Origin of the sequence: Bacillus sp. F19 (assembly GCA_023823795.1) — a bacterium.
GTDB lineage: Bacteria > Bacillota > Bacilli > Bacillales > Bacillaceae > Bacillus_P.
In genome coordinates this window covers 1466601-1487369 of sequence record CP085710.1, presented here as the reverse complement: position 1 = coordinate 1487369, position 20769 = coordinate 1466601, and the positions used below count along the sequence as shown (strand labels likewise).

Genomic DNA, 20769 nt, shown 5'->3' with positions numbered 1-20769 from the left:
CAAATATTAGATAATTAATTGCAAATCTTGCATGTCGTATATCCTATCTCCATTTTGATTGAAAAAGTATAGGTCCTCGTATTTTACATAAAGAGGAAGACTATCCCCGTATTCTCGTTCCTCATTACTCTTAACACAGATTGATCCATATATTGTTTCGCATGAGTAAAGCGTATCGTCACCTAATATTTCCCTGGTTTTAATTTTCCCATTTGTTTTGAAGCCTTTAAATTGATCATCCTGCTGAAAAAGTACTTTTTTTGGTCTAAACCCAACATAATAGTTTTGAATACTAATGATATTCATTCCAGGGTCACCGATAAAGGTTGCAACAAAAGTATTTGTAGGATTTTGAAATATCTCCTGTGGTTTTCCTTGCTGCATTACTTGTCCGTCCTTCATCACGACAATATTATCACCCATCGTCATGGCCTCGATTTGGTCGTGTGTAACGTATACAAAGGTTGAATTCAATTTTCGATGCAATTGGATTAGTTCGCTCCTCATCGCATTACGTAATTTTGCATCTAAATTAGACAGAGGTTCGTCCATTAGGAAGACCTTCGGCTGTTTTGAAATGGCTCTCGCAAGTGCAACCCTTTGTCGCTGTCCTCCTGAAAGGGACGATGGCTTACTATCAATATAATCTTCTAGCCCTACCACTTTGACGACTTCTTGCACTCTTCTCTTGATATCATCTTTCGGTATTCCTGCATTTTTCAATCCGAATTCAATATTTTTTCTAACGGACATATGCGGATATAAAGCATAGTTTTGAAAGACCATCGCAATTTCTCTATCTCCAGGATCAACCTTCGATACTTCCCGGCTTCCTATATACAAGTTACCGGCTGATATTTCTTCCAAACCTGCAATCATCCTTAGCAATGTTGTTTTGCCGCATCCTGATGGACCTACCAGAACAGTAAAAGTACCGTCTTGAATCACTAAATTCAAGTCTTCAATAATCTTTTTCGTTTCGGAATATCTCTTCTCAACATTTTCAAACCTTATATTTGACATTACTAACCTCCTTATCCATGTATTTACACTCGTTATTGTAATTTGACATTGTAAAGTGGATATTAATCATATGTTGTTTTTTGATTAATTATAGTTTTTTTTGGTTTTTATTTATCCTTTTTGTAATTTCCATGAAGTTAACAGCTTAAACAAAGTTTATAACAACAATAAGCGACCTTGTTAATTCTAATCAGAATAACAAGGCCGCTTAAACTTTTTTGTAGCGCTTTTTTCGTTTAGGGGATACTTCAAAACCCTAGCTTGATAGCGATGTGGCGGTACCCCTTTATAAGTTAATTAAAAAAGCTGCCTACCGATGTAAGCAGCTTGCTTTAGATGATAAGTCAATACACTAATAGGGGGGTCTACCCAAAATAGTATAACAAAGAAAAATAATTGAACAAGGTATTTAATATTAACTTAACCTACCTTTAACAAACGAATGGATTAATACGCTGTTACTCCAACTTTATTATAGTTGGTCATTCCGATTTCAGTTGCACCTGGTTTTCCGTTCTCAACAACCCAAGATGTCAATGTAAAAGCTTGTGCATTAGCATCATCAGGAAAAGAAACCACACGGTAGTCACTTTTCCATGAATCGTGTGTCACGTCACAGCGTACGTACCCACGCAAGTCGCCATTAAAGAACTTAACATGTGGATTCACAGAAAGTGCTGCTTCAACATTTCCTTTCCATCCGCATCCTGAACTGATCGAAGTTCCGACGAACTCTGTTGCCAGGGTCTCTGAATGAGGATTGCTAAAATCAGCCTTTAAGTCGTTTACCCAGCTTGAATGCCAGTCCCCAGCAAGGATAACCGGATTGGAAGGACGATGTTGTTGAATAAACTTCAAAACACGGTCCCGTTCAGCAGCGTAACCATCCCACTGGTCATGATTGACACTTATACCTGATCCAGGGTCATAGTCAAACTGAGCCATAATGGTTTGCTGGGCAATCACGTTCCAACGTGCCTTCGAGTGTTCAAGATTCTTTAATAGCCACTGTTCCTGTTTAGAGCCCATCATAGTTCTTGAAGGATTCGATGCGTCAGGGTGAAGAGGAGCATACGTAACTCCGTCGATTAATTGGTCATCACGAAATTGGCGTGTATCTAAGACGTTAAACTCGGCTAAATTACCATAAATGAATTGACGGTAGAGATTCATATCAGAACCATGCGGTTTTGATCGAAGCCTTAGTGGCAAATGCTCGTAATATGCCTGGAACGCTGCAGCACGAAGTGCAAGAAAGTTTTGGTTGGATTCTTCCCCATCCGGTTGTGAAATATCATTCGCCCAGTTATTCTCTATCTCGTGATCATCGAAGGTCACGATAAATGGGAACGCCGCGTGGGCAGCTTGTAAGTCTGGAGAAGTTTTGTAAAGGGCGTGTTGATTACGGAAATCAGCAAGAGTTGCAGTGTCCCTTTTCTCATAGATATAATCCCCAAGATGAAGAACCAAATCGAGATCTTGCTGCGCCATATCACGATAGGCAGCATAACGTCCCCCCACCCATGCCTGACAAGAGGCAAAGGCAAATGAAAGACTGCTTAAGTGCGTCCCCCATGCAGGAGCCGTTTTCGTTCTTCCAACGGGACTTATCTCGTTTCCAGCTTTAAATCGATAATAATACTCGCGTCCGGGTTTCAGTCCATATACTTCTGCATGGACAGAATGTGCAAGCTCAGGCACCGCTACTTCTGTTCCGTGTCTTACTATCTTATTAAACTTTTCATCTTCCGCCATTTCCCACTCAACGAGAATATTTTTATCCATCATACCACCTAATCCATCTGCGGCAGTAGGATTAGGAGCTAATCTTGTCCACAATACAACTCCATCTGGTAACGGATCACCGGATGCGACTCCTAGGGTAAATGGATAGTCATTAAATGTGAATGAAGCTTCCACACCCTTACTTGCCAATGAATAAGGGATAGTAAGGCCAAGTGTTGTAGCTAAAGCTGTTTTACCAGATGTTCCCAAAAAGGTTCGTCGACTCAATTTTTTAGAACTAAGTTCTTTCAACCATTTTTCGTAATCCAATTTTTACCACTCCTGGAATATGTAATTGTTGTTAAATATTCTGACACATTTAAAAAGTAACATAGAGTGGGAGAGGGTATGATCAAATTCACTGAAAATATATACAAACTCTACATACCTAACATAGCCGTAAAAAAATTAACAACTATTTTGATGACTATCAACAAAAATAAGCCACTAATAAGGTATAGAAAATGGCTGCCGATTTAATTTACTTGCCTTCTCAATTAGGGGTACCTAATTTGTTTACATGCTCTTTTTCATAAATTGGGGTAGTACCACATCGCTATCAAGCTAACCTCATGTAACGTCAATGATAAGCAAGATTGTTTCTTTTTTTGAAAGTCTATATGTAGATGCTTTAAAGATTTGCATACGAAATAAACCCTAACGGGTTTCCTTTTTTGAATTAAGCCGCTTGATTATCAGACATGGTACAATTGTAAACGACACCTAATATATCAAAGACTGTTTTCTTCTCATATCGATGAGATTTTCGCCCGTTTTGCTGTAGGAGGTTGAACAGGCGAAGTAGAACCTTTGATAGCTCTTGGGTGTGTCTTTCTGTATAGCTTGGAAAAGAAGAAGAAAATAATCTTTAATCATATATATGGCCTTATACTCACTCAGTTCTCGTTTCTTTTTCATAAGAAGTAATTGCCGCATTTGAAACATGATAGAAGAACAGAGTAGAATGGCAATCAATTGTCCATACAAATGGCACTCCCATCTTTCTGGTTTTATCTTTTTACACTGATGAATTTGAAAGAATGATTTCCACGTTTTAAATAAAATTTCGATTTGCCAACGTAAAGAGTACCAATTATGTACTTGTCCCATCGGGACAATATCTGTAGGAGTGTTTGTCATATATACATTGATACCACTGAGTCGTTTACTACGAGGAGAATACTTCATTCCTTTCTTTTTTTCTCTTACAGTTTGATCTTGTAATCGTTTTTGTTGTTGTTCTTTTGTTAGCCGATGAACAATCACACGAGTTGGTACTTTATCAGTCATTCCTACATAAGCGTCGGATATTTCGCATGTTTGTCCTGGTTTGTTTAATGCAAAATAAAAGTACAGAGTTCTGCAGGGGATTTATGTAGAAGTCTAGGGAACAAAAAAAGGCTTGCAAGCTCTCTCACTAACCTCTACTGTTTTGATTGACGAGATCTTAACAGGTTGGGGGAAATGAAAGGATGCTAGCAATGCCTGAAATAAATTATATCAAACATTTAAGGGAGAACGAAGACTTATCTCTCTCTGAGATTGCAAGAAAGACAGGTAAAGATTGGAGAACAATAAAGAAGTATGCCGATGGGGATGTTCCCACAGTTAAAATCGGAATTCGTAAAAGTGGGATGATGGTAGAAGATGGTTATGGTGAGATAGTGGATGATTGGCTAGAGGAAGATTTCAAGTTAAAGAAAAAAGAAAGAAGAACGAACAAAGTAATATTTGAACAGCTTCAGAAGGAACATGAGTTTTCAGGATCTTATCGAACAGTATGTGAGTATGAAGTTATAACCGGACTTGACACATAACTTAAAAATTGAAAAATTAAGTCACCAATATTCAAAATAATCACCTTCTCATTCATTTATTATGTATAACTTATATACGATTGTTTAGCATTTATGTTTCATTCTAAAGTAAAGTTCTACAGTTTTATTAATGCCATTATTGCCCCCGATTGTTGAATATCATTTATCTTGTCTTATCGAAGAAAAGCGCCCGTTTGCTGAACAAGAAACATCCTGTATTATTAAAACAGACTTTTTTATCAATCTTTATTATAAATTATCAAACTTTATCTTAAATCCATAGGAATACCGAAACAGTAGCATGTATAAACAGACATACTTGAATGATGTGGAAATATTGAAAAACAGTGGATAAAAGGTGGAGTGTTATCAATAAAAGGCAATGTACCTCAGCGAAATCATTAATTGCGGGGAAAAGAAAAAAGGGACTATACCATTCGTTCTGATAAAGTCCCTTTTATTCATTAGAGCAAGTCTTGTTTCATACAATGGAAGATTTAAGGTTACTCACTTTTTTAATGAATAGATAGTCTTTTACTAAAAATAGCTTTGAATAGAATCATTTATTCTGTAACTATTAAAGCTTCTCACTTGTCGGTGCCTTATAGCCCTTAGGCAGCTTGAATCCACGCTCCTCCATGACCTCACGTAGACGGTCTGGATAGTCAGTGATGATTCCGTCGACTCCGTCGTCAATAAGCTTATTCATCGTTGGCATATCGTTGATTGACCAAGGGATGACCTTCATGCCGGACTTGTGCGCATCCTCCACCATTTCCTTTGTTACATAAGGTACGTAGTTATCGTCAGTGATATTACCGTTTTGTGGGAAGCCGTGAACAGGGGAGATTGCGTCCGCGCCAAACGATTTGGCTGCCGCCACAAGGTCTCCATCGAAATCATCGATGTCGATTCCACCCAACCACGGTGAAGCCCCCGGTTGACCTGGCTGTAAGAATTGTGGACCATTGGTCAGTGCAACGACAGGTAAGCGTGGCTCTACCTCTTTCATGCGCATAAGCGCGCCCCAGTCAAAGCTTTGAATTGATACGCGGTCAAGCATTCCTGCTTCGCGAACTTGGCGAGCGACGATTTGCACGAACTCTTCACGTGGAGCTGTCTCCCACGGTGCACCAGCCTCTACCTTCGTCTCAATATTCATCCACACATTCTTGGCGTTGTATTGCTTCACCAGATCGATAACCTCGCTCAGCAACGGCATTTTAGCCCCTGGGCTCGGTTGCTGCTCTGGGTACTCAGGCTTGGTATTTGTGCCACAGTCCATCGTGCGGATCTGAGCAAGAGTGAGGTCCTTTATGTACTTGCCCACGTAAGGGTACTCTGGGTCACCAGCGAATGCTGGGCTCGTATCCTTACAATTTCTTCCTGAGATTTTACGATCATGCGTGACAACTGCCTGGTGGTCCTCCGTGATTTGCACGTCAAGCTCAAGTGTGCTCACACCCATTTCAAGTGCATGGGAGAACGATGCAATGGTCGACTCGACAGTAAGTCCCATTCCACCGCGGTGTGCCTGAAGGTCAAACGTCTTCGGACCGAAGCTCCTATTGTCAGAACGGTCTGACTCATTATCAGCCAAAGCAGGCTGTGCTGAACACATCATAAGTGCAGCAATCACTGCGGCTAAAATCTTTTTCTTTTTCATCTACTCCACTCCTAATAAAATCTAGTACATTTATAAGAATAGATTGAAAGTGTAAATTCTCATTTACGTAGATATTAAGATAGAATAAAGAAAAAGAAAGGTGAAATTCAACTTTCATAGATAATGTTGGAAATTTGTTTGTAGGTAAATGTTTTATTGTGATATTTGAACAAATAATTTAATCCTCATTAATCACTAGTGTTGCGTGAATTTTATTTGAATTTTCAGTTTTATCGTTTTCCCGATGAAGAGCCAAAAAAGTGAATACCCAAACAAAGGTGGCTCCATCCATTTGGTTTTTATTTACAATTAGACTAGAGGGACGATGATTGTTTGCCCGTTAAGGAACGGCTTCTCCTTTAATTTTTCTAAGCCAAATGTGCGCTGGCTTCCATAAATTAGCCCTTAAATAACGGCTAATTTGCAGGAGTTTTCGCTTACTTTTTGTTTCGAGCTGCACGAGTACATGCAGACAAAAGACGATTAGCGCGATCAACACTTGGTTGTGAATTGCCCATTCGCTTTGGCCGTAAAACTTTTTGATACGGAGATGCTGTTTGATCCATTTGAAAAACAGCTCGATCGCCCAGCGCGATTTGTACATCTCAGACATTTCTTCGGCACTCAAATCAAAGCGATTCGTGATCAAATGGAGTTCATTTCCTTTTGAATCCATGACTTTTAGTAGACGGAAATAGTTTTCTGCTCGATTTTGCGCCGTGCCAATCAACACCATTTGATCCGATAAAACGGTCGTATCGTCTGGCAGTTTGAAGTCGTAAACCTCCCGTATGAATGCATTTTTCCGTAGTCTTGAAAGAAAAAAGTAACCATCATCTGTCATGCGGTCGAATCGTTCGTAATCGAGGTACCCACGGTCAAACACGTACATGCATTCTTTGTCATCGATCATAACTTCAAGTTGACCACGGTCATGTTCTTTCGCTGTTGTCAGCACAGCTTTTTCAGGATACAATGTCCCTTTTTCCATAAAGACAAGGCGCAGATGTAACTTGACGCCTGCCTTTGTTTTCCGGAATTTCGCCCATCGATGATTGGTCAAATTGAGTGGTAATGTACTTGAATCAAGGATTTTTAACGGCATTACGAGTTTTGTGTCGTGTGTTTTGGCATGAATTTGTGCCACTAAATCAAGAAAAAGCCGTTGAAAGAGATCCGGATTCATGCCATTTAACCGGCGCGATAGCTGAGAAATACTGATGGAATCAAGGTCGATCCCTTTTTGAAGCTGTTCGTCGAAAAGACAATCCGTAAGTGCATGCAGACTTTCGATTTCTTGTAGCTGCGCAAAAAGCAGTAATTTAAGGAACGATTCCGTCGTTAATTTTTTTGTATAGTAATCTAATTTCATTGTTTTCACGTTTTCTTCAAATAATTGAAGATTGATGAGTGAAAACCATTGTCCAAATGAATTTTTTGGTGTAATCTTGTCCATGAGATTGGTCCTTTTTAGTGGATTTGGACGGGTTACCACCTGACTTGATCCATTATAAAGGACTTTTTCCAATTATTCCTACTCGCATTTGCTTAGCCTCCCCGTAAATGCTCAGTCCATCTTTAACAATCATACCTCTGCTTAGTAACAATTATTTCAAAATCCCATAATTATCACAATAAGTTACTCTAGAATATGGCCCGTTTCTTGAATAACGTGACTGGCATTATTAAGTAACTTTATTGCTTTTCAAACGACTGATTATCTATTGAAATATGTAATACAAATGACCGTTTATGGGCATTACCATTACTTAATCAACAAATAGTCTATTAATGCTAATTTACAGTACCAAAACTCATTCCCTAAAACAAGGTAACATTTTTACTATCGAACATCGTTTTTGGTACTACATTTAGGAAGCAGATAACAAAGATCTAGAGATAGATATACATTTTATGTAAAACATCTGACGGACTACAGCAGCAACCCTGTGACTAGGCCCATTAGGGCCGCCAGATTGATTTCTTCGTTTGACCAGGCCCGATCGACCCCGATAATTACCTGTTTTTCTAACGCGAACCGTTTATTGGCCGCCTTCGCTTCCTCAAGCTTATACCGAGTAAGCCTCCGTAATGGGGAGAAAAGACATTGAATGGGCGATCCGCATTGCGGAAAGTATGGGATTACGGCTGGAAGAAGTGACAGCTCTGACGCGTTCACAGCTGCGCTCAGCGTTTCGAAACGGATATCTGGCGTTAACGACGACAAAAGGAGGCATTCCGCGTGACAGAAAAAGCTGACCTTCCACGGGATCCGTCATCATTACGCCAGGACACGCTATTATGAGCTGCTCAAATCCGAAAGAACGGCGCTGCAAGCCCGAAAACGTAGCCATGCTCCTCGGGCATGGACGAGACTCAGTCACAAAGATCTATTTAGGAAAACGGTAATAGGTATTTTTTGATTAACAATTTATAATAAAAATAGAAAAAGGAGGATGGGTATGAAACCTACTGGCATTGTAAGAGAAGTAGATCCGTTGGGACGAGTTGTCATTCCGATGGAGCTGCGTAAAATTTATAACATTTCGGTCAAAACCCCGATGGAAATCTTTCTCGAAGGAGAAAAAATTATTCTTCAGAAATATGAACGTCACGATGCCTGCATTGTGACGGGAGACGTCTCCAAAAAGAATATGACCTTAGCAAATGGAACGATTGTCTTGAGTCAAAAAGGCGCTGATGAGCTCACTGCGGCTTTAGAGGCTTTTTTGAACAAGCAGTATGCATAAAAAGCGTCGTTTTTATGCAGTCTTACGGCTTCTCAAACGGCTGAAAAGGCTGATCTAACAGGCATGCATAAAAACGTGCATAAATGATAAATCCGGACAGTGAAAAACCCCTTGATTATGAAGTGAACCCAAAAAGTTAGACAAATATTATTAAGCAGCTACCGGGGATTGAACTCTGTATTGCACAGGGCTCAATCCTTTTAGTTTTGCTTTTATTCGTTTGTGATTGTAATAGTAAATATATTTTTCTAGTTCTCTCTTAAAATGCTCCATACTCTCAAATTCTTGGAGATACAATAATTCAGACTTTAATAAGCCAAAGAAATTCTCCATGACTGCGTTATCCAAACAATTCCCTTTACGCGACATACTTTGCGTAATGTGATGTTCTTTCAGTAAGTGTTGATACTTTGTCATTTGATAGTGCCATCCTTGATCGGAATGGAGAATAGGTGTCTCTCCTTCATTTAAACAAAGGAAGGCTTTATCTAGCATCTTTGTCACAAGTGAAAATACAGGTCGTTTCTCGATATTATAAGCGATAATTTCTCCATTAAAGAGGTCAAGAATAGGGGATAAATACAGATTCTCACCAAATAAATCGAATTCCGTAACGTCCGTAACCCACTTTTCATTCGGTTTATTGGCCTTGAAATCACGTTCAAGAATATTAGGTGCGACTTTCCCAACTTTTCCGCGATAAGAACGATATTTTTTTATGCGTACTAGACATTTTAAGCCTAACTGATTCATTAGACGGCAGACTGTTTTATGATTGATTAAAAAGCCTCGATTATGTAATTCTAGTGTGATACGACGATAACCATATCTGCCTTGATGCTCATCAAAAATTTGTTTAATGACTTCCTTTACTTCACTATATTTGTCTGGGCGATTGAGCTGTTTTACCCAGTAATAATACGTGCTTCTTGCGATATTAGCTACTTTAATTAAGTGAATCACTTTAAATTCATGCCTTAGTTCAAAAATTACTTGCGCTTTTTGACGTTCTTCAATTTTCTCTCCTCTTGAACTAAGGCATTCAACTTTTTTAAATAGGCATTCTCCATTTTTAGACGTTCAATTTCAGCTAATAGCGCTTCTTGTGAGCCTTCTACTGGTTGTTTTTTCTTAATGTTTTTTTTCATGGATGGACGCCCTCGTTTCTTTGAATAAAGGACGTCTATACCTTGTTCTTCTAAAACTTTTTTCCACCGTAAAATGGTTGTTGGAGCTGAAATATTAAAGATTGCAGCTGTTTCTAAAAGAGACGTCCCTGTTTCGTTCATATAATTAAGTACGTCTATTTTAAATTGGGCAGAGTAATTTGTATACCGTAATTTTAAACCATCTAGACCATGTTCATTATAAAGGGCTACCCATTTTACAATGGATTTATGATCAATACCAATTCGCTTTCCTATGTCTCTATAGGATTCAGTCCCTTCAATATAGTCTTGAACTGCCTTCATTTTATCTTCAAATGAAAACTTTCCCATGAAAAAACTACACCTCCAGTTGTTAGTTGTGTCTAACAATTGGGGTGCAGTTCATTACCAAGGGGTTTTCGTTTTGGAAACTTCCTCTAGGATTGATTATGTTAACTAGTTTTGTATACAGTATTCATGTTTTCCTTAGAAACCTTGTTCAACTAAAGGGCCATATTCTGGAGTAAAAAAAGGCAATTAGGTGGTTCATCTCGAAATGTATGTTATTCCAATTAAAGGGCAGGATTGTTGAATAAGACCTCGGTTAATAATTGCTTTTAAGAAAATGATTTAAAGGATGAATATGATGAAAAAGTTCGAAAAAATGTTAGTTGCCATCGAAGATATTGGTCTCAATTGTTTTGCTAATAAAGGAGATTGGCTTTATATAGCAGATAAAAAAGATACAAAAAAGGGGCTTTTCAGATTACCTCACTACATAAACTACTTTGTTTCTGTGACTGCTAAACTAAATTTAACAGTTTACGCCAAATAAGATTGAACACTTCTTTTCCAATTATGAATCTATCATGTAAGATCGAGAAGATAACTTACATGGTGGAGGAATTGAAAGGTGGATAAATGGGAAGTGTACGCAGAGATTAAGAGATTACATAAAAAAGGGGTTAAGATTTCAACCATCGCTAAAATAGTCGGCCTTTCTCGCAATACCGTCTATAGTTACTTGGCTAAACCCCCTGAAGAGATGGCTGTATGGATGGCAGCCTCTAAAAGCAGAACGAAAAAATTAGATCCTTACAAGCAGGACATTCTGACGTGGCTGCAGGAACATCCGGACATGTCTTCCGCTCAGGTACAAGACTGCTGAGAGAAAAATACGAGCAACTAAGAGTTGGAGACAGCACTGTGCGGGGATATGTGGCTTCCCTTCGGGATGAATACTGTTTAGAGAAAAGGAAAATCACTCGGCAGTATGAAGCAATACCCGATCCACCATGGGACAACAAGTAGAATTGAACACTTTTGCTGATTAATTTTGAACAGTTTCACTTTGAAAAATGGTAGAACGATACTATGACCAATTGTCTGTTGTTTCTTAATGTTTGCATAAGATGAATTATTTCTAAATAGTTGACCAGATCGATCTTTAAACACCGTTTAAATGCAATCTGGATCGCTACTTTCCGAAAAGACGACTCCAAAATCCTCTTTTTTCGGGCGGATCTTCTTCCTGGCTTGCAGCTGCTTCTAATCTTGCTTTCTTTTCTTCCTGCAGCTGTTCATCATTTAAATATCTATATTTTTCTAAACCATTTTTACAAATATCCCCTACTTTCCTTATAGATATTCGTTCCTCATCTTTTAATTTTCTCCAATTGCCGATACTTTGCAAATGAAATCCAATTGTCTGTTGTTTCTTAATGTTTGCATAAGATGAATTATTTCTAAATAGTTGACCAGATCGATCTTTAAACACTTGGATTTCCCAATTTAAAAAGACACCTAAAAAACCTTCTAGAATTCTATTGGCTTTCATTTGAACGAAATCCTCATATCTTATAACAAGAAAACGGTCAGGATATTTCTTTTTTAATTGTTCAACTTTATTGATATCTGTATTCCAATTGTTTATAACATCTGCATCATTCAATCTCTCAGATCTTTTTCTAGAAGATAAAAGAACATCTCTAACATCTCTAATAATATATAGACCCAAAACATCTTTATTTTTTAATAGTTTTTCTAATACAAATAATGATTGAGTCGATTTATTACCAATGATTACATCTTCAGGAGACGCGATTGGATCTATTGCTGATTTATAAAGATCGTAAATATTTTTTATCTGCTCGGGGTTTATTGAAAGATTTAATTTTAATTGATCAAGTGCTTCAGTTCTCATTTTTTCAATGACTATATTTTTTTCCTGAATATTATCGAAGTACTCTAGGTTTGGATTAGATGTAAGGGCTTGCCTCAACGTATTAACATAGTCTCTATAGATCGTTATTTTTACTTGAGTATTTAGAAAATTCGCTAGAATTGTAGTACCGCTTCTCATTAATCCGGTGATATACAAATATTTCAATACTCATTCACCAACTTTTATTTTGAATTTTATTCCTCTATTATTATATTAATAGCTTTAAAATTTGCCACATCTAATCAACTAACGGATGCTTTAATGGAATAAGAAAAGGATCCTTACAGTATAAACTGGAGATCCCATGCGAAATCCAACCTTGCTTGAAGGTAACAATTTATTATAAAATAAAAATCTTCATTATCTGCTAGTTTGCATGGAGAGCATAAAGTGGATAATAAATTTTAACTGACCAACTAGCAATCGGTCAGTTTTTTTGTCAATTCTTTCTCCCTCAAGGTAATTATTTAAGTTCTCCAAGACATTGGATCAATCAGCTAAAATCATATTCAACAATCGGGGGCGATTGCTGAACAAAGTGTCGCCTTTTCTTATTGAATTAAAGGGCAGTTTAATGGAATAAGACTTCCAAACAAAACAGGATATTTATATTAATATCGGTGTGAGGTTGTGAAGAAATGTACTTAAACTAAAGAGGCAGGTTAGCTGAACAAGAAAATGATATAATTTTGGCATAAAACGAGAAAAAGAATAAGCTTAGGAGGATTGATCTTATGGGCTACAAAGGTCAGGTTACTTATGATAAGGAAGTAGAGATAGGCTATATTTACTTTAGTGAACCATCTAAATATACTATTACTCATACGGAAGAACTTCCAGAAAACGATGATATAATGTTAGATTTTGGAGAAGAAGTCCCGATTGTTGGAATAGAGATAGAAGGAGAAACTGCAAGGAAAATTGAACTGATTGCTGATAAAGTCCACATTTTTAAAAAGGAAGTTACTACTGATGGAAAGACTTATTATTCTTTTAGACTGAATGGTGAAATAACAAGAAAGTCTATTTCTCATCCTGATGTTGAATCAATAGTGTTTCATTTTTCGGATAGTAACTGTGAAGATTTTATAGGTATAGACATTTTTGATTCCAAGTCTTATTCCGAGCAGTACCTAATTGGTAAATAAATAGTTCTTCTTTTACTAACGGGTGCTTTACTTCAATAACGATCTTCAACAATCGGGCGCAATACACAAATAGTGGATCGTGTCCTTTATTCAACAATCGGGGGCTTTTCTTGAATAACCTTGCAACGTGGATGTTCCAGAACGATCTTCAACAATCGGGCGCTTTAATTGAACAAACAGCTAAAAGGATCTTCCAACTGATATTATCCCCTTATAGTAGACAGTAAAAAGAAAGGATTGTACTGTCTTCTATGGGGGGATTTTTTCATGGGGAAAATTAGAACAACCTATACAAAAGAAATTAAGCTAAAAGCGATTAATTTATACCAAAAGAAAGATATGGGTATTAGATCAATTTCCAAAGAGTTAGGGATTGGATATACAACTATACAAAGATGGATAGCTCACTATAAAAGAGAAGGAATTCAGGGGTTAGAGGAAAAGAGAGGAACATCTTGTAGCCCACTTAAAGGTAGACCTAAAAAAGACTATGAAAGCGATACAGAAAAAATAAGTCGATTAGAAGCAGAGAATGCCTATTTAAAAAAGCTCTTAGATGCGAAAAGGAGGAGGATGCAGGAAAAGAAAAATCAATAGAATACAAAATCATTCATGAGCTTAAAAATCAATTTACTATCAGTATTTTATGTATAATTGCAGGCGTATCAAAGAGTGGCTATTACAAATGGCTAAAACGTCAGAGTAACCCTACTAAAAGGGATTTAGATGATCAATCGATTGTATCTAGAATTATTGAATGCCAACAAGACCCTGATATTAATTGGAGCTACGGTTATCCAAGAGTTCGAACTTGGCTAAAAAAAGAGTATGGACTGAAAGTCAACCATAAGAAAATTTATCGTTTAATGAAAACGAATGGTATTCAAGCAAAGATACGAAAAAAAAAGTGGAAGCACTTTGGGCGTAAAGAAAAATATGTCCTTTCCGATAATTACTTAAATAGAGAATTTTCAGCTAAACGCCCGAATGAAAAATGGGTAACAGATATAACCTACTTACTTTTTAATGGGAAAAAAATCTATTTATCTTCGATATTAGACCTTTATAACAATGAGATTGTCTCATATAAAATAAGTGAAAGAAATGACCTAAGGCTAGTAGCTGATACTGTAAAAGAGGCCATAAAAAAAAGAGACGTAAAAGGACTCCTATTACATAGCGATCAAGGATTCCAGTACACCTCAATAAGATATAACCAACTATTAAAAAGATACAATATTAAGCAAAGTATGTCTAGAAAAGGAAATTGTTTAGATAACGCATGTATGGAGAGTTTTTTTAGTCACTTTAAAACTGAATGTTTTTACCGATACCAATTTGAGACCTCGAAAGAGGTTAAGACAGCAGTAAAAAATTATATTAAGTTTTATAACAATAAACGTTTTCAAAAAAAATTAAATAACCTTAGCCCTACTGAATATAGGGCTAAGGCTGCCTAATAAGTGCACCTTTTAATTAAATGTCTACTTGACGGGGGTAAGACCAAACCGAAGATCCTTTTTTATTACCTATAACGTACTTTATGTAAACTAGATTTGTATAAAGTATGCATAGAATAAAAAGAGAACGGTAGTCATCCAATGTTTTCTTCTCATTACTAATAGTTATTAAAGCCAATTAAGACCACAGATGTATTGGAAATTACTTCCTGAGACTGTGTTAACAAATGAAATGTTTATATAAACTTTAACTGAGAAGTAAAGGAATTTGGTAAAAGCAAAAGATTGGTAACAGTCTTGAAAGATAAAATGAGGTGTTTCATTAATGATTAATCTCGATCGAGGAGAAATTACCAAAGTGAACGGTAAAACCAAGATTGTTCAATCGAATATTAAAGCTTGGACTGCAATTGGAGCATGTTCTATCACACTATTCTTAATTATATTGAAATCCTTTTTTCCTGAAGCACCGGATTACACAATAGGATTTGCTCCAGTAGAAATTACGGTATTTGCTTCAATCTTGGGAATGATTACAATGGCACTATCTATTAACTGGCAGCGTGAAAGTTTAATTCCACGTTTTCTTTTGCTAATTAGCACATGGGGAACTTGTTTTTTATTAGTCTGGTCTTCAGGTGGTATTGTGTTTGACACTTTGCGAACAGCTGCTGTACTTGGAATACCAGGCTTGCCACCTGTCGTAGATTGGCCAGGGTTCGCAACCAGAACGATTAGTCTCATAGCTGCCATACTGCTTGCTACAGCGACCATCTCTTTTCAACGTATATCCCGAGGGGCATGTATTGTATGTGGTCAAGGTCCTTCGGTGAAAATCCAACCTGACCATAAATGGTTCGGCTATGCTGCATTTATACTAACTTTTCCATATCCTTTATTAAAACTTTATTGGTCCTTCGGTGGAACCCTAGGAGGTGGCCAAAATTTCAATCAACATTCTGCTTATGGAGAAATAATAGTATTTGGCGTTTGTGCACTACTTTGTCTTGCTCTTGTACAAAAATGGGGGCGTATTTTTCCTAGCTGGGTACCATTTATTTCTGGGAAAAAAGTTCCTCGATTCATTCTAATCACCGGAGGTTGGGTTACTGCATCCATGACAGTTTCAATGGGATTTTTGGCAATATTGGGATCTCTTATGGAGGTATTAGGTCTTGCCGATGGGCCAATGAATTTCGATGACACAGGTTTGCTAGTATCTATGGTATATGGAGGATGGTTGTTGCTGGGTATAGCGATTACTGGAGCTACTTTGAATTATCAAAAGCAAACCAGGGGTAAATGTTCAAAGTGTGGAAAAGTTTAAATAATCTTTATAGGCACATTAAAAAAGGATCTTTAATCAAAGATCCTTTTTTAATGCCGATAAGTTTCATTATGTTAAGTAGGTTTGTATATGATATACATCTGAATTTCCAACTTCAAGTCACACAAATCGCAAAAGATAAATGGGGTACCGCCAGCAAAGCGCAGATTTCGTACGCTAAGGATTAAAATACCTAAAACAAAGGCTTTTTTATACGCTAAGGCTGTTCATTCTATACAACATAAATACAATTATGTTGCATTAAATAGCTGAAAAAGTGCCATTTATCGCTTTTACGCAACACAATTTACCTGAAATACAAAAAAATTAATGCAACACAACTCTTAGCGTACGTTTACCGCGTTTTTCTGTCTGGACCCCTAATTGGTTTATTGACCAAGAGGAGGATAATCAAAAAATGATCGCTGCAACTCAAGAGCAAGAGCCGAAAAAGGAGAACAAGGGATTTTTCTCTCGTTTTTTCGGTAAAAGCTGATGAAGCTACACATTAGACACAAACTATGTAGTAAAGGGTACAAGATTAACAGAGTCATTTATGAATAGAAACCCTAGTACCAATTGGAACTCTAGATGATAATTCTAGAACATCATGATTAAACATTCTAATACATCCATGTGAGACATTCTTACCGATTGAAGCTGGGTTATTTGTTCCGTGTATACCGTAATGAGGTTTTGACAATCCCATCCAAAGCACTCCAAATCGTGCGGGTGGATGGAGTTGTTTATTGATAATCGTGTATGTCCCAGAAGGTGTTGGTGACAATATTTTCCCAACTGCAATTGGGTAAGCTTTTATAAGCCTGTTTCCATCAAAAAGTTTTAATTGATGTTTTGATGTAGATACGTCAATCCGTCTCGCCATGAAGATCAACTCCATTTTTTTGAATATTGTATGAAGTAACTCAGGCATTTGTTAATTAAGGGGTAGTGTCATGTCTGGACCCCTATAAGGAAAAATACCAAAATTAGTAAGAAAGGTCTATTGTTATTGGAAATTATTTCCTTTATACTCACCTTGTCAAGGAGGAGAGTTTGATGAAAAAAAAATGGTTAGTAGCAATATCCGCGATTGCACTTGTGGCCTCGCCACTTCCCTTTCAAACCGCAGACGCATCCTCAGAAAATGAATCGGTTCAAATGTCAGAGTTACCACCTGAGCTTGAACCCATTTTGAATGTAGCACCTGAACACCAGCCTACCTTGCAGCAAGGAAGTGCAGGTATAGAGGTTGAATTCGTTCAAGTAACGTTAAACCATTCTGGTTTTGAAACCGAAGTGGATGGACTGTTCGGAGCGCAAACAGATGAACAAGTGCGCCAGTTCCAGTCCGAGCATGGATTAGCTGTTGATGGAATTGTTGGTGTGGAGACATGGACTGCTATGTTCAATGAACACCAAGAAGTCATATTTCCAGTAGAAAAAGCGATTACTTATGCAGAGGAAGCCCTAGATAATGATGATCTAGTGTTTAGTAGCGATGGTGTGCTTCATAAGGACTCAGATGGAAAAGTATTTTATTCTTTGAAAGCACAAAGTCAAGATTTAATTGATGGCGGAGGTACTGGAACGGTCGGATTCTATGATGTGTATCAAAATGGAGATGTTGTGGAATCAAAACCAAGATAGAAACTTGATTTATATGAATCACTGAAAGGAAGTCCCAGACTAGTCGGGGGCTTTTCTTTTGGCTAAACACGTGTTATTACATCAAGAAATGGCTTCAAAAGGGATAGGTAATAATCAATTACTGATAAGGATAAGGAAATAGCCGAATTAAAGAAAAAAATTCAACAACTGGAAAAACGTTGATAAATCAACGATGTATAAAATCATGCATAATCGATAAAAAACGACTGAGAGCCAAACCCTTGATAATACTGGGTTTGGCTTTTTGTCTAACTTCTTAAAATTGACTTTAGGCCGAATTCTTTAAAATAAATTCAGACGCTCTTCCCCATTTTCGCGTACGTTTACCGCGTTTTGCTGTCTGGACCCCATATTTCGTGTTGTTTTTTCGGTCAGCTCTTATCGTTGTAAATCCGCATTTTCGGGACTGTACCCCTTAAAGAAAAAAATCTTTCTATTTTCCATTCTAAGGCGTGTTTTTTTCTAAACGAATAGTAAGCTAAGGGAATCACTTAAAATACATTAGAGAGCCAAATAAACGCCCCTGTCAACGGTAAATGTCTGACTGAAACGGAGTGGAAGGAATTTAAGGAGTTGACAGGTTCACTTGACCCCAAACCCTCTTGGCATTGAACAAACAACCGTTTGTTCCTACCTACCGGCGAGGGAGCCCCTCAAGGATTGAGGGGTTGGGGGAGTTGGATTAAAGGGGGGTCTGGGGAAGAGTTCCCCAGCAGGTTTGGACAGAGTCCATGGTTTTTGATTGTTCGCCTTTAAAACAATTCCGGAAAGCTGGACAAGAAAAAACGTTCGTCTTTTCAAACAAATTCCTGGACGAATTTGTTCCTGCAGCCAGCTGTTATTTTGGTAAAATCCGAACAACTAGATTTTCACTTCAACATAATCTTGTAAGTCCTGAAACAATAACTTAGTTCCTTCAGGGCTTAAAACAATCTTACTGTTGCCAAATGTTTTATTTTCAGGCAATACCCTTCCAGTAATTGCACAAGCATTATTGGCTGTATATTTCTTTAAAATGATTTCATCCTCATCTACAAAAATTTCTAGTGCATCTTTTACATCAATGTCTAGTACTCTACGAAGCTCCATCGGAATCACAATTCTACCAAGTTCATCAACTCTTCTGACTATGCCTGTTCTTTTCATATTACTCACCCTTCATTTTCACAATTTTGTTCTTTATTTCTTGCAATTTAAGTACCATTATTCATTAAATGTATATCTAATTGCAAGTCAGAGCGTTTCTCCAACACCCTAAATAACCAATCATTCTTAATTAGTATTGAGCAATGTTTATATCGTCAATTTTCCATGTACCGCCGTCTTTAAGCAGATCAAGTGTTGCATAGGAGAGGGATTTGCTAGCAATCTCATTCGCCATAATAACATTGCTGAAGGAAGCAAGAATCTGTATTCGGTTGTCAGTGGAATCACCCTTATAAAGCTTCAAGTTCTCAATATTGGAGGTAACATTGCTTCCTTCAAAATTCACCTCGGAATCGCCTTCAAACAAGATCACTTCTTTAGCTTTTTCGGTTAATAATGCTTCGACCTTTTTTTTATCAGGTTCATTTTTAAAAACGTAGTAGTTGTTTATAAACGTTTCCGCTACTGTAAGGGCTTCTTCTTCCTGCTGAGCTTCTGGTGATTGACCGTTCGTTTTACTTTTTTCTTGTAATTGCTTTACATCCGATCGGGCAACAGATAATTCCTCTTTTAATTGACCTGTATGGAAAAATAGATACCCGATTAGAAGGATACAAACAGTGTAGCCAATGATGATATACCGTTTCATATCTATCTCCTTTCTTACAAACCAAGAATAAATTTAGGGTCTCTAAAGTTTTGTTCCTTTTTGGCCGCTTTGGAACTTTTTGACTCAGCCACACGCAAAGTGCTACTAATTCCTGAGATTGATACTTACTCACGTTTTGTAAACCCGGCTTCTATTGCAAGCTCTTGAAGAGCTTGGGGTGCTAGGTGCCGTTGTAGCTCTTGAGAAAAAAGCTGTAACTCATCTGAAATATCCATCAAAAAACGCCATCCTTTTCTATGATTCTACAGAAAGAATAGCGTATTTTTTTCGTTTTGGGGGGTATTTAATTGTGCCGTTTTCATCTAAAGCCACTGTTCCTTGCCATAGGGTTCCAGATAAAATTTTATCGCCATCGATGTCTGTAACTACTTCACCTGTGTTTGTTTTCAACGTCTTATCTGGCTCAGTAAAGGAAAGTTCTGTTTCCTTATAAGGAATATGATCAACAAACACCTCTACATCTTTACCATTAGCGTCTTTACCCATTCTTTTATAGGTAAACATATCTTTATTTAGCTCTGTTATTTCAACAACAGCTTGGTAACCCATTGATTCAGAAATTAAAACTCTAACCTTCCCATCATTAGTGATAAAGAATGTTCCTAAATCTCCACGACTTTCTTTCGTCGATTTATCAAAAAATTCGTATCTCGATGTTTCATTGTCATATTTCGCAAGACCAACAAGGTTTGCATTCTCTTCTGTTAAGTCATTATTGTCTTTATCATAAACTTTCGTACCTTGCCAATTTGTACTACTTAGAATTTTGGCCATTTCCTGTCCTTTGGTTAAATTATTTTGCTTTTTCTCTTTAACAGCTTGTTCTTGCTTTTGTCTACTATGATATTCTTGGGCGTTTGCGCTCCACCCTGTTACTACTAATGTGAATCCGAGCAGGATTGATGATATTATTTTTGCTTTTTTGTTCATTTTG

General features: G+C 37.3%; 18 protein-coding genes and 4 pseudogenes. 10 read left to right on the top strand and 12 right to left on the bottom strand.

Translation table 11 applies throughout. From position 1 onward, the window contains the following. Positions 1–6 precede the first annotated feature (6 nt). From LIT25_07560 to LIT25_07550, 3 genes and pseudogenes are all read right to left on the bottom strand, one after another. Positions 7–1023 (bottom strand): ABC transporter ATP-binding protein, encoded by a 1017-nt coding sequence (locus LIT25_07560; GenBank protein USK35164.1) that lies wholly within the window; start codon positions 1021–1023, stop codon positions 7–9. A 447-nt stretch (positions 1024–1470) separates the two neighbouring features. Next, the gene (locus LIT25_07555; GenBank protein ID USK35163.1) at positions 1471–3078 is read right to left on the bottom strand and encodes an alkaline phosphatase D family protein; all 1608 of its coding nucleotides are present in this window, start codon (positions 3076–3078) and stop codon (positions 1471–1473) included. 409 nt (positions 3079–3487) lie between these two features. Beyond that, positions 3488–4140 (bottom strand): annotated as a pseudogene (locus tag LIT25_07550) (IS4 family transposase). 140 nt (positions 4141–4280) lie between these two features. On the opposite strand from LIT25_07550, the pseudogene LIT25_07545 reads away from it, so the two are divergent. Then, positions 4281–4598, top strand: a pseudogene (locus LIT25_07545) (IS21 family transposase). Between the two features lie 604 nt (positions 4599–5202). Here LIT25_07545 and LIT25_07540 read toward each other — a convergent pair. Together LIT25_07540 and LIT25_07535 are read right to left on the bottom strand one after the other, a co-directional pair. Next, entirely contained in the window at positions 5203–6291 is a 1089-nt protein-coding gene (locus tag LIT25_07540) for a glycerophosphodiester phosphodiesterase (GenBank protein ID USK35162.1), read from the bottom strand. Positions 6292–6631: 340 nt separating this feature from the next. Continuing rightward, a complete protein-coding gene (locus LIT25_07535; GenBank protein USK36196.1) occupies positions 6632–7747 on the bottom strand; it encodes an IS4 family transposase in 1116 nt (371 codons plus the stop codon). 635 nt (positions 7748–8382) lie between these two features. Between LIT25_07535 and LIT25_07530 the strand changes: the two genes are divergently transcribed. Together LIT25_07530 and LIT25_07525 are read left to right on the top strand one after the other, a co-directional pair. Next, positions 8383–8550 carry a hypothetical protein gene (locus LIT25_07530; GenBank protein ID USK35161.1) on the top strand — a complete coding sequence of 56 codons (168 nt, stop codon included), beginning with the start codon at positions 8383–8385 and terminating at the stop codon, positions 8548–8550. Between the two features lie 203 nt (positions 8551–8753). Further along, positions 8754–9041 carry an AbrB/MazE/SpoVT family DNA-binding domain-containing protein gene (locus LIT25_07525; protein ID USK35160.1) on the top strand — a complete coding sequence of 96 codons (288 nt, stop codon included), beginning with the start codon at positions 8754–8756 and terminating at the stop codon, positions 9039–9041. Positions 9042–9191: 150 nt separating this feature from the next. Here LIT25_07525 and LIT25_07520 read toward each other — a convergent pair. Next, a protein-coding gene (locus tag LIT25_07520) for an IS3 family transposase (protein ID USK35159.1) occupies positions 9192–10540 on the bottom strand; the annotation gives its coding sequence in 2 pieces (ribosomal slippage) (positions 9192–10096 and positions 10096–10540; 1350 coding nt in all). Between the two features lie 295 nt (positions 10541–10835). Here LIT25_07520 and LIT25_07515 point away from each other — a divergent pair. Together LIT25_07515 and LIT25_07510 are read left to right on the top strand one after the other, a co-directional pair. Continuing rightward, a complete protein-coding gene (locus tag LIT25_07515) occupies positions 10836–11024 on the top strand; it encodes a hypothetical protein (GenBank protein ID USK35158.1) in 189 nt (62 codons plus the stop codon). A 78-nt stretch (positions 11025–11102) separates the two neighbouring features. Further along, on the top strand, positions 11103–11357 hold the full coding sequence (locus tag LIT25_07510) for a helix-turn-helix domain-containing protein (GenBank protein ID USK35157.1): 255 nt from the start codon (positions 11103–11105) through the stop codon (positions 11355–11357). Between the two features lie 309 nt (positions 11358–11666). On the opposite strand, the gene LIT25_07505 is transcribed toward LIT25_07510, so the two are convergent. Further along, positions 11667–12578, bottom strand: coding sequence for a sulfotransferase (locus tag LIT25_07505; GenBank protein USK35156.1), 912 nt, complete (start codon positions 12576–12578; stop codon positions 11667–11669). A gap of 569 nt (positions 12579–13147) precedes the next feature. Between LIT25_07505 and LIT25_07500 the strand changes: the two genes are divergently transcribed. From LIT25_07500 to LIT25_07485, 4 genes are all read left to right on the top strand, one after another. After that, complete coding sequence (locus LIT25_07500) at positions 13148–13561, top strand: DUF2283 domain-containing protein (protein ID USK35155.1); 414 nt, start codon at positions 13148–13150, stop codon at positions 13559–13561. Positions 13562–13828: 267 nt separating this feature from the next. Continuing rightward, positions 13829–14158, top strand: coding sequence for a helix-turn-helix domain-containing protein (locus LIT25_07495; protein ID USK35154.1), 330 nt, complete (start codon positions 13829–13831; stop codon positions 14156–14158). After that, positions 14080–15021, top strand: coding sequence for an IS3 family transposase (locus tag LIT25_07490; GenBank protein ID USK36195.1), 942 nt, complete (start codon positions 14080–14082; stop codon positions 15019–15021). The genes LIT25_07495 and LIT25_07490 overlap by 79 nt, the downstream gene beginning before the upstream one ends. A gap of 325 nt (positions 15022–15346) precedes the next feature. Further along, positions 15347–16348: a hypothetical protein gene (locus LIT25_07485; protein ID USK35153.1), complete on the top strand. Its 1002-nt coding sequence runs from the start codon at positions 15347–15349 to the stop codon at positions 16346–16348. Between the two features lie 550 nt (positions 16349–16898). Here LIT25_07485 and LIT25_07480 read toward each other — a convergent pair. Further along, positions 16899–17234 (bottom strand): L,D-transpeptidase, encoded by a 336-nt coding sequence (locus LIT25_07480; protein USK35152.1) that lies wholly within the window; start codon positions 17232–17234, stop codon positions 16899–16901. Positions 17235–17407: 173 nt separating this feature from the next. On the opposite strand from LIT25_07480, the gene LIT25_07475 reads away from it, so the two are divergent. Beyond that, positions 17408–17998 carry a peptidoglycan-binding protein gene (locus LIT25_07475; protein USK35151.1) on the top strand — a complete coding sequence of 197 codons (591 nt, stop codon included), beginning with the start codon at positions 17408–17410 and terminating at the stop codon, positions 17996–17998. Positions 17999–18880: 882 nt separating this feature from the next. Here LIT25_07475 and LIT25_07470 read toward each other — a convergent pair. The 4 genes and pseudogenes from LIT25_07470 to LIT25_07455 all read right to left on the bottom strand — a co-directional run bounded on the left by LIT25_07470 (position 18881) and on the right by LIT25_07455 (position 20765). Further along, a complete protein-coding gene (locus LIT25_07470) occupies positions 18881–19165 on the bottom strand; it encodes an AbrB/MazE/SpoVT family DNA-binding domain-containing protein (protein USK35150.1) in 285 nt (94 codons plus the stop codon). Between the two features lie 130 nt (positions 19166–19295). Beyond that, positions 19296–19814, bottom strand: a complete 519-nt coding sequence (locus tag LIT25_07465; protein USK35149.1) for a hypothetical protein — start codon at positions 19812–19814, stop codon at positions 19296–19298. 73 nt (positions 19815–19887) lie between these two features. Then, positions 19888–20050, bottom strand: a pseudogene (locus tag LIT25_07460) (IS4 family transposase). 76 nt (positions 20051–20126) lie between these two features. Then, a pseudogene (locus LIT25_07455) lies at positions 20127–20765 on the bottom strand (DUF4822 domain-containing protein). Positions 20766–20769: the final 4 nt, after the last annotated feature.

What these genes read in the sequence shown, in the direction of transcription:
- LIT25_07560 (USK35164.1), bottom strand. Translation starts at nt 1,023, where the DNA reads ATGTCAAATATAAGGTTTGAAAATGTTGAGAAGAGATATTCCGAAACG.
- LIT25_07540 (USK35162.1), bottom strand. Translation starts at nt 6,291, where the DNA reads ATGAAAAAGAAAAAGATTTTAGCCGCAGTGATTGCTGCACTTATGATG.
- LIT25_07535 (USK36196.1), bottom strand. Translation starts at nt 7,747, where the DNA reads ATGGACAAGATTACACCAAAAAATTCATTTGGACAATGGTTTTCACTC.
- LIT25_07530 (USK35161.1), top strand. Translation starts at nt 8,383, where the DNA reads ATGGGGAGAAAAGACATTGAATGGGCGATCCGCATTGCGGAAAGTATG.
- LIT25_07525 (USK35160.1), top strand. Translation starts at nt 8,754, where the DNA reads ATGAAACCTACTGGCATTGTAAGAGAAGTAGATCCGTTGGGACGAGTT.
- LIT25_07515 (USK35158.1), top strand. Translation starts at nt 10,836, where the DNA reads ATGAAAAAGTTCGAAAAAATGTTAGTTGCCATCGAAGATATTGGTCTC.
- LIT25_07500 (USK35155.1), top strand. Translation starts at nt 13,148, where the DNA reads ATGGGCTACAAAGGTCAGGTTACTTATGATAAGGAAGTAGAGATAGGC.
- LIT25_07495 (USK35154.1), top strand. Translation starts at nt 13,829, where the DNA reads ATGGGGAAAATTAGAACAACCTATACAAAAGAAATTAAGCTAAAAGCG.
- LIT25_07485 (USK35153.1), top strand. Translation starts at nt 15,347, where the DNA reads ATGATTAATCTCGATCGAGGAGAAATTACCAAAGTGAACGGTAAAACC.
- LIT25_07480 (USK35152.1), bottom strand. Translation starts at nt 17,234, where the DNA reads ATGGCGAGACGGATTGACGTATCTACATCAAAACATCAATTAAAACTT.
- LIT25_07475 (USK35151.1), top strand. Translation starts at nt 17,408, where the DNA reads ATGAAAAAAAAATGGTTAGTAGCAATATCCGCGATTGCACTTGTGGCC.
- LIT25_07470 (USK35150.1), bottom strand. Translation starts at nt 19,165, where the DNA reads ATGAAAAGAACAGGCATAGTCAGAAGAGTTGATGAACTTGGTAGAATT.
- LIT25_07465 (USK35149.1), bottom strand. Translation starts at nt 19,814, where the DNA reads ATGAAACGGTATATCATCATTGGCTACACTGTTTGTATCCTTCTAATC.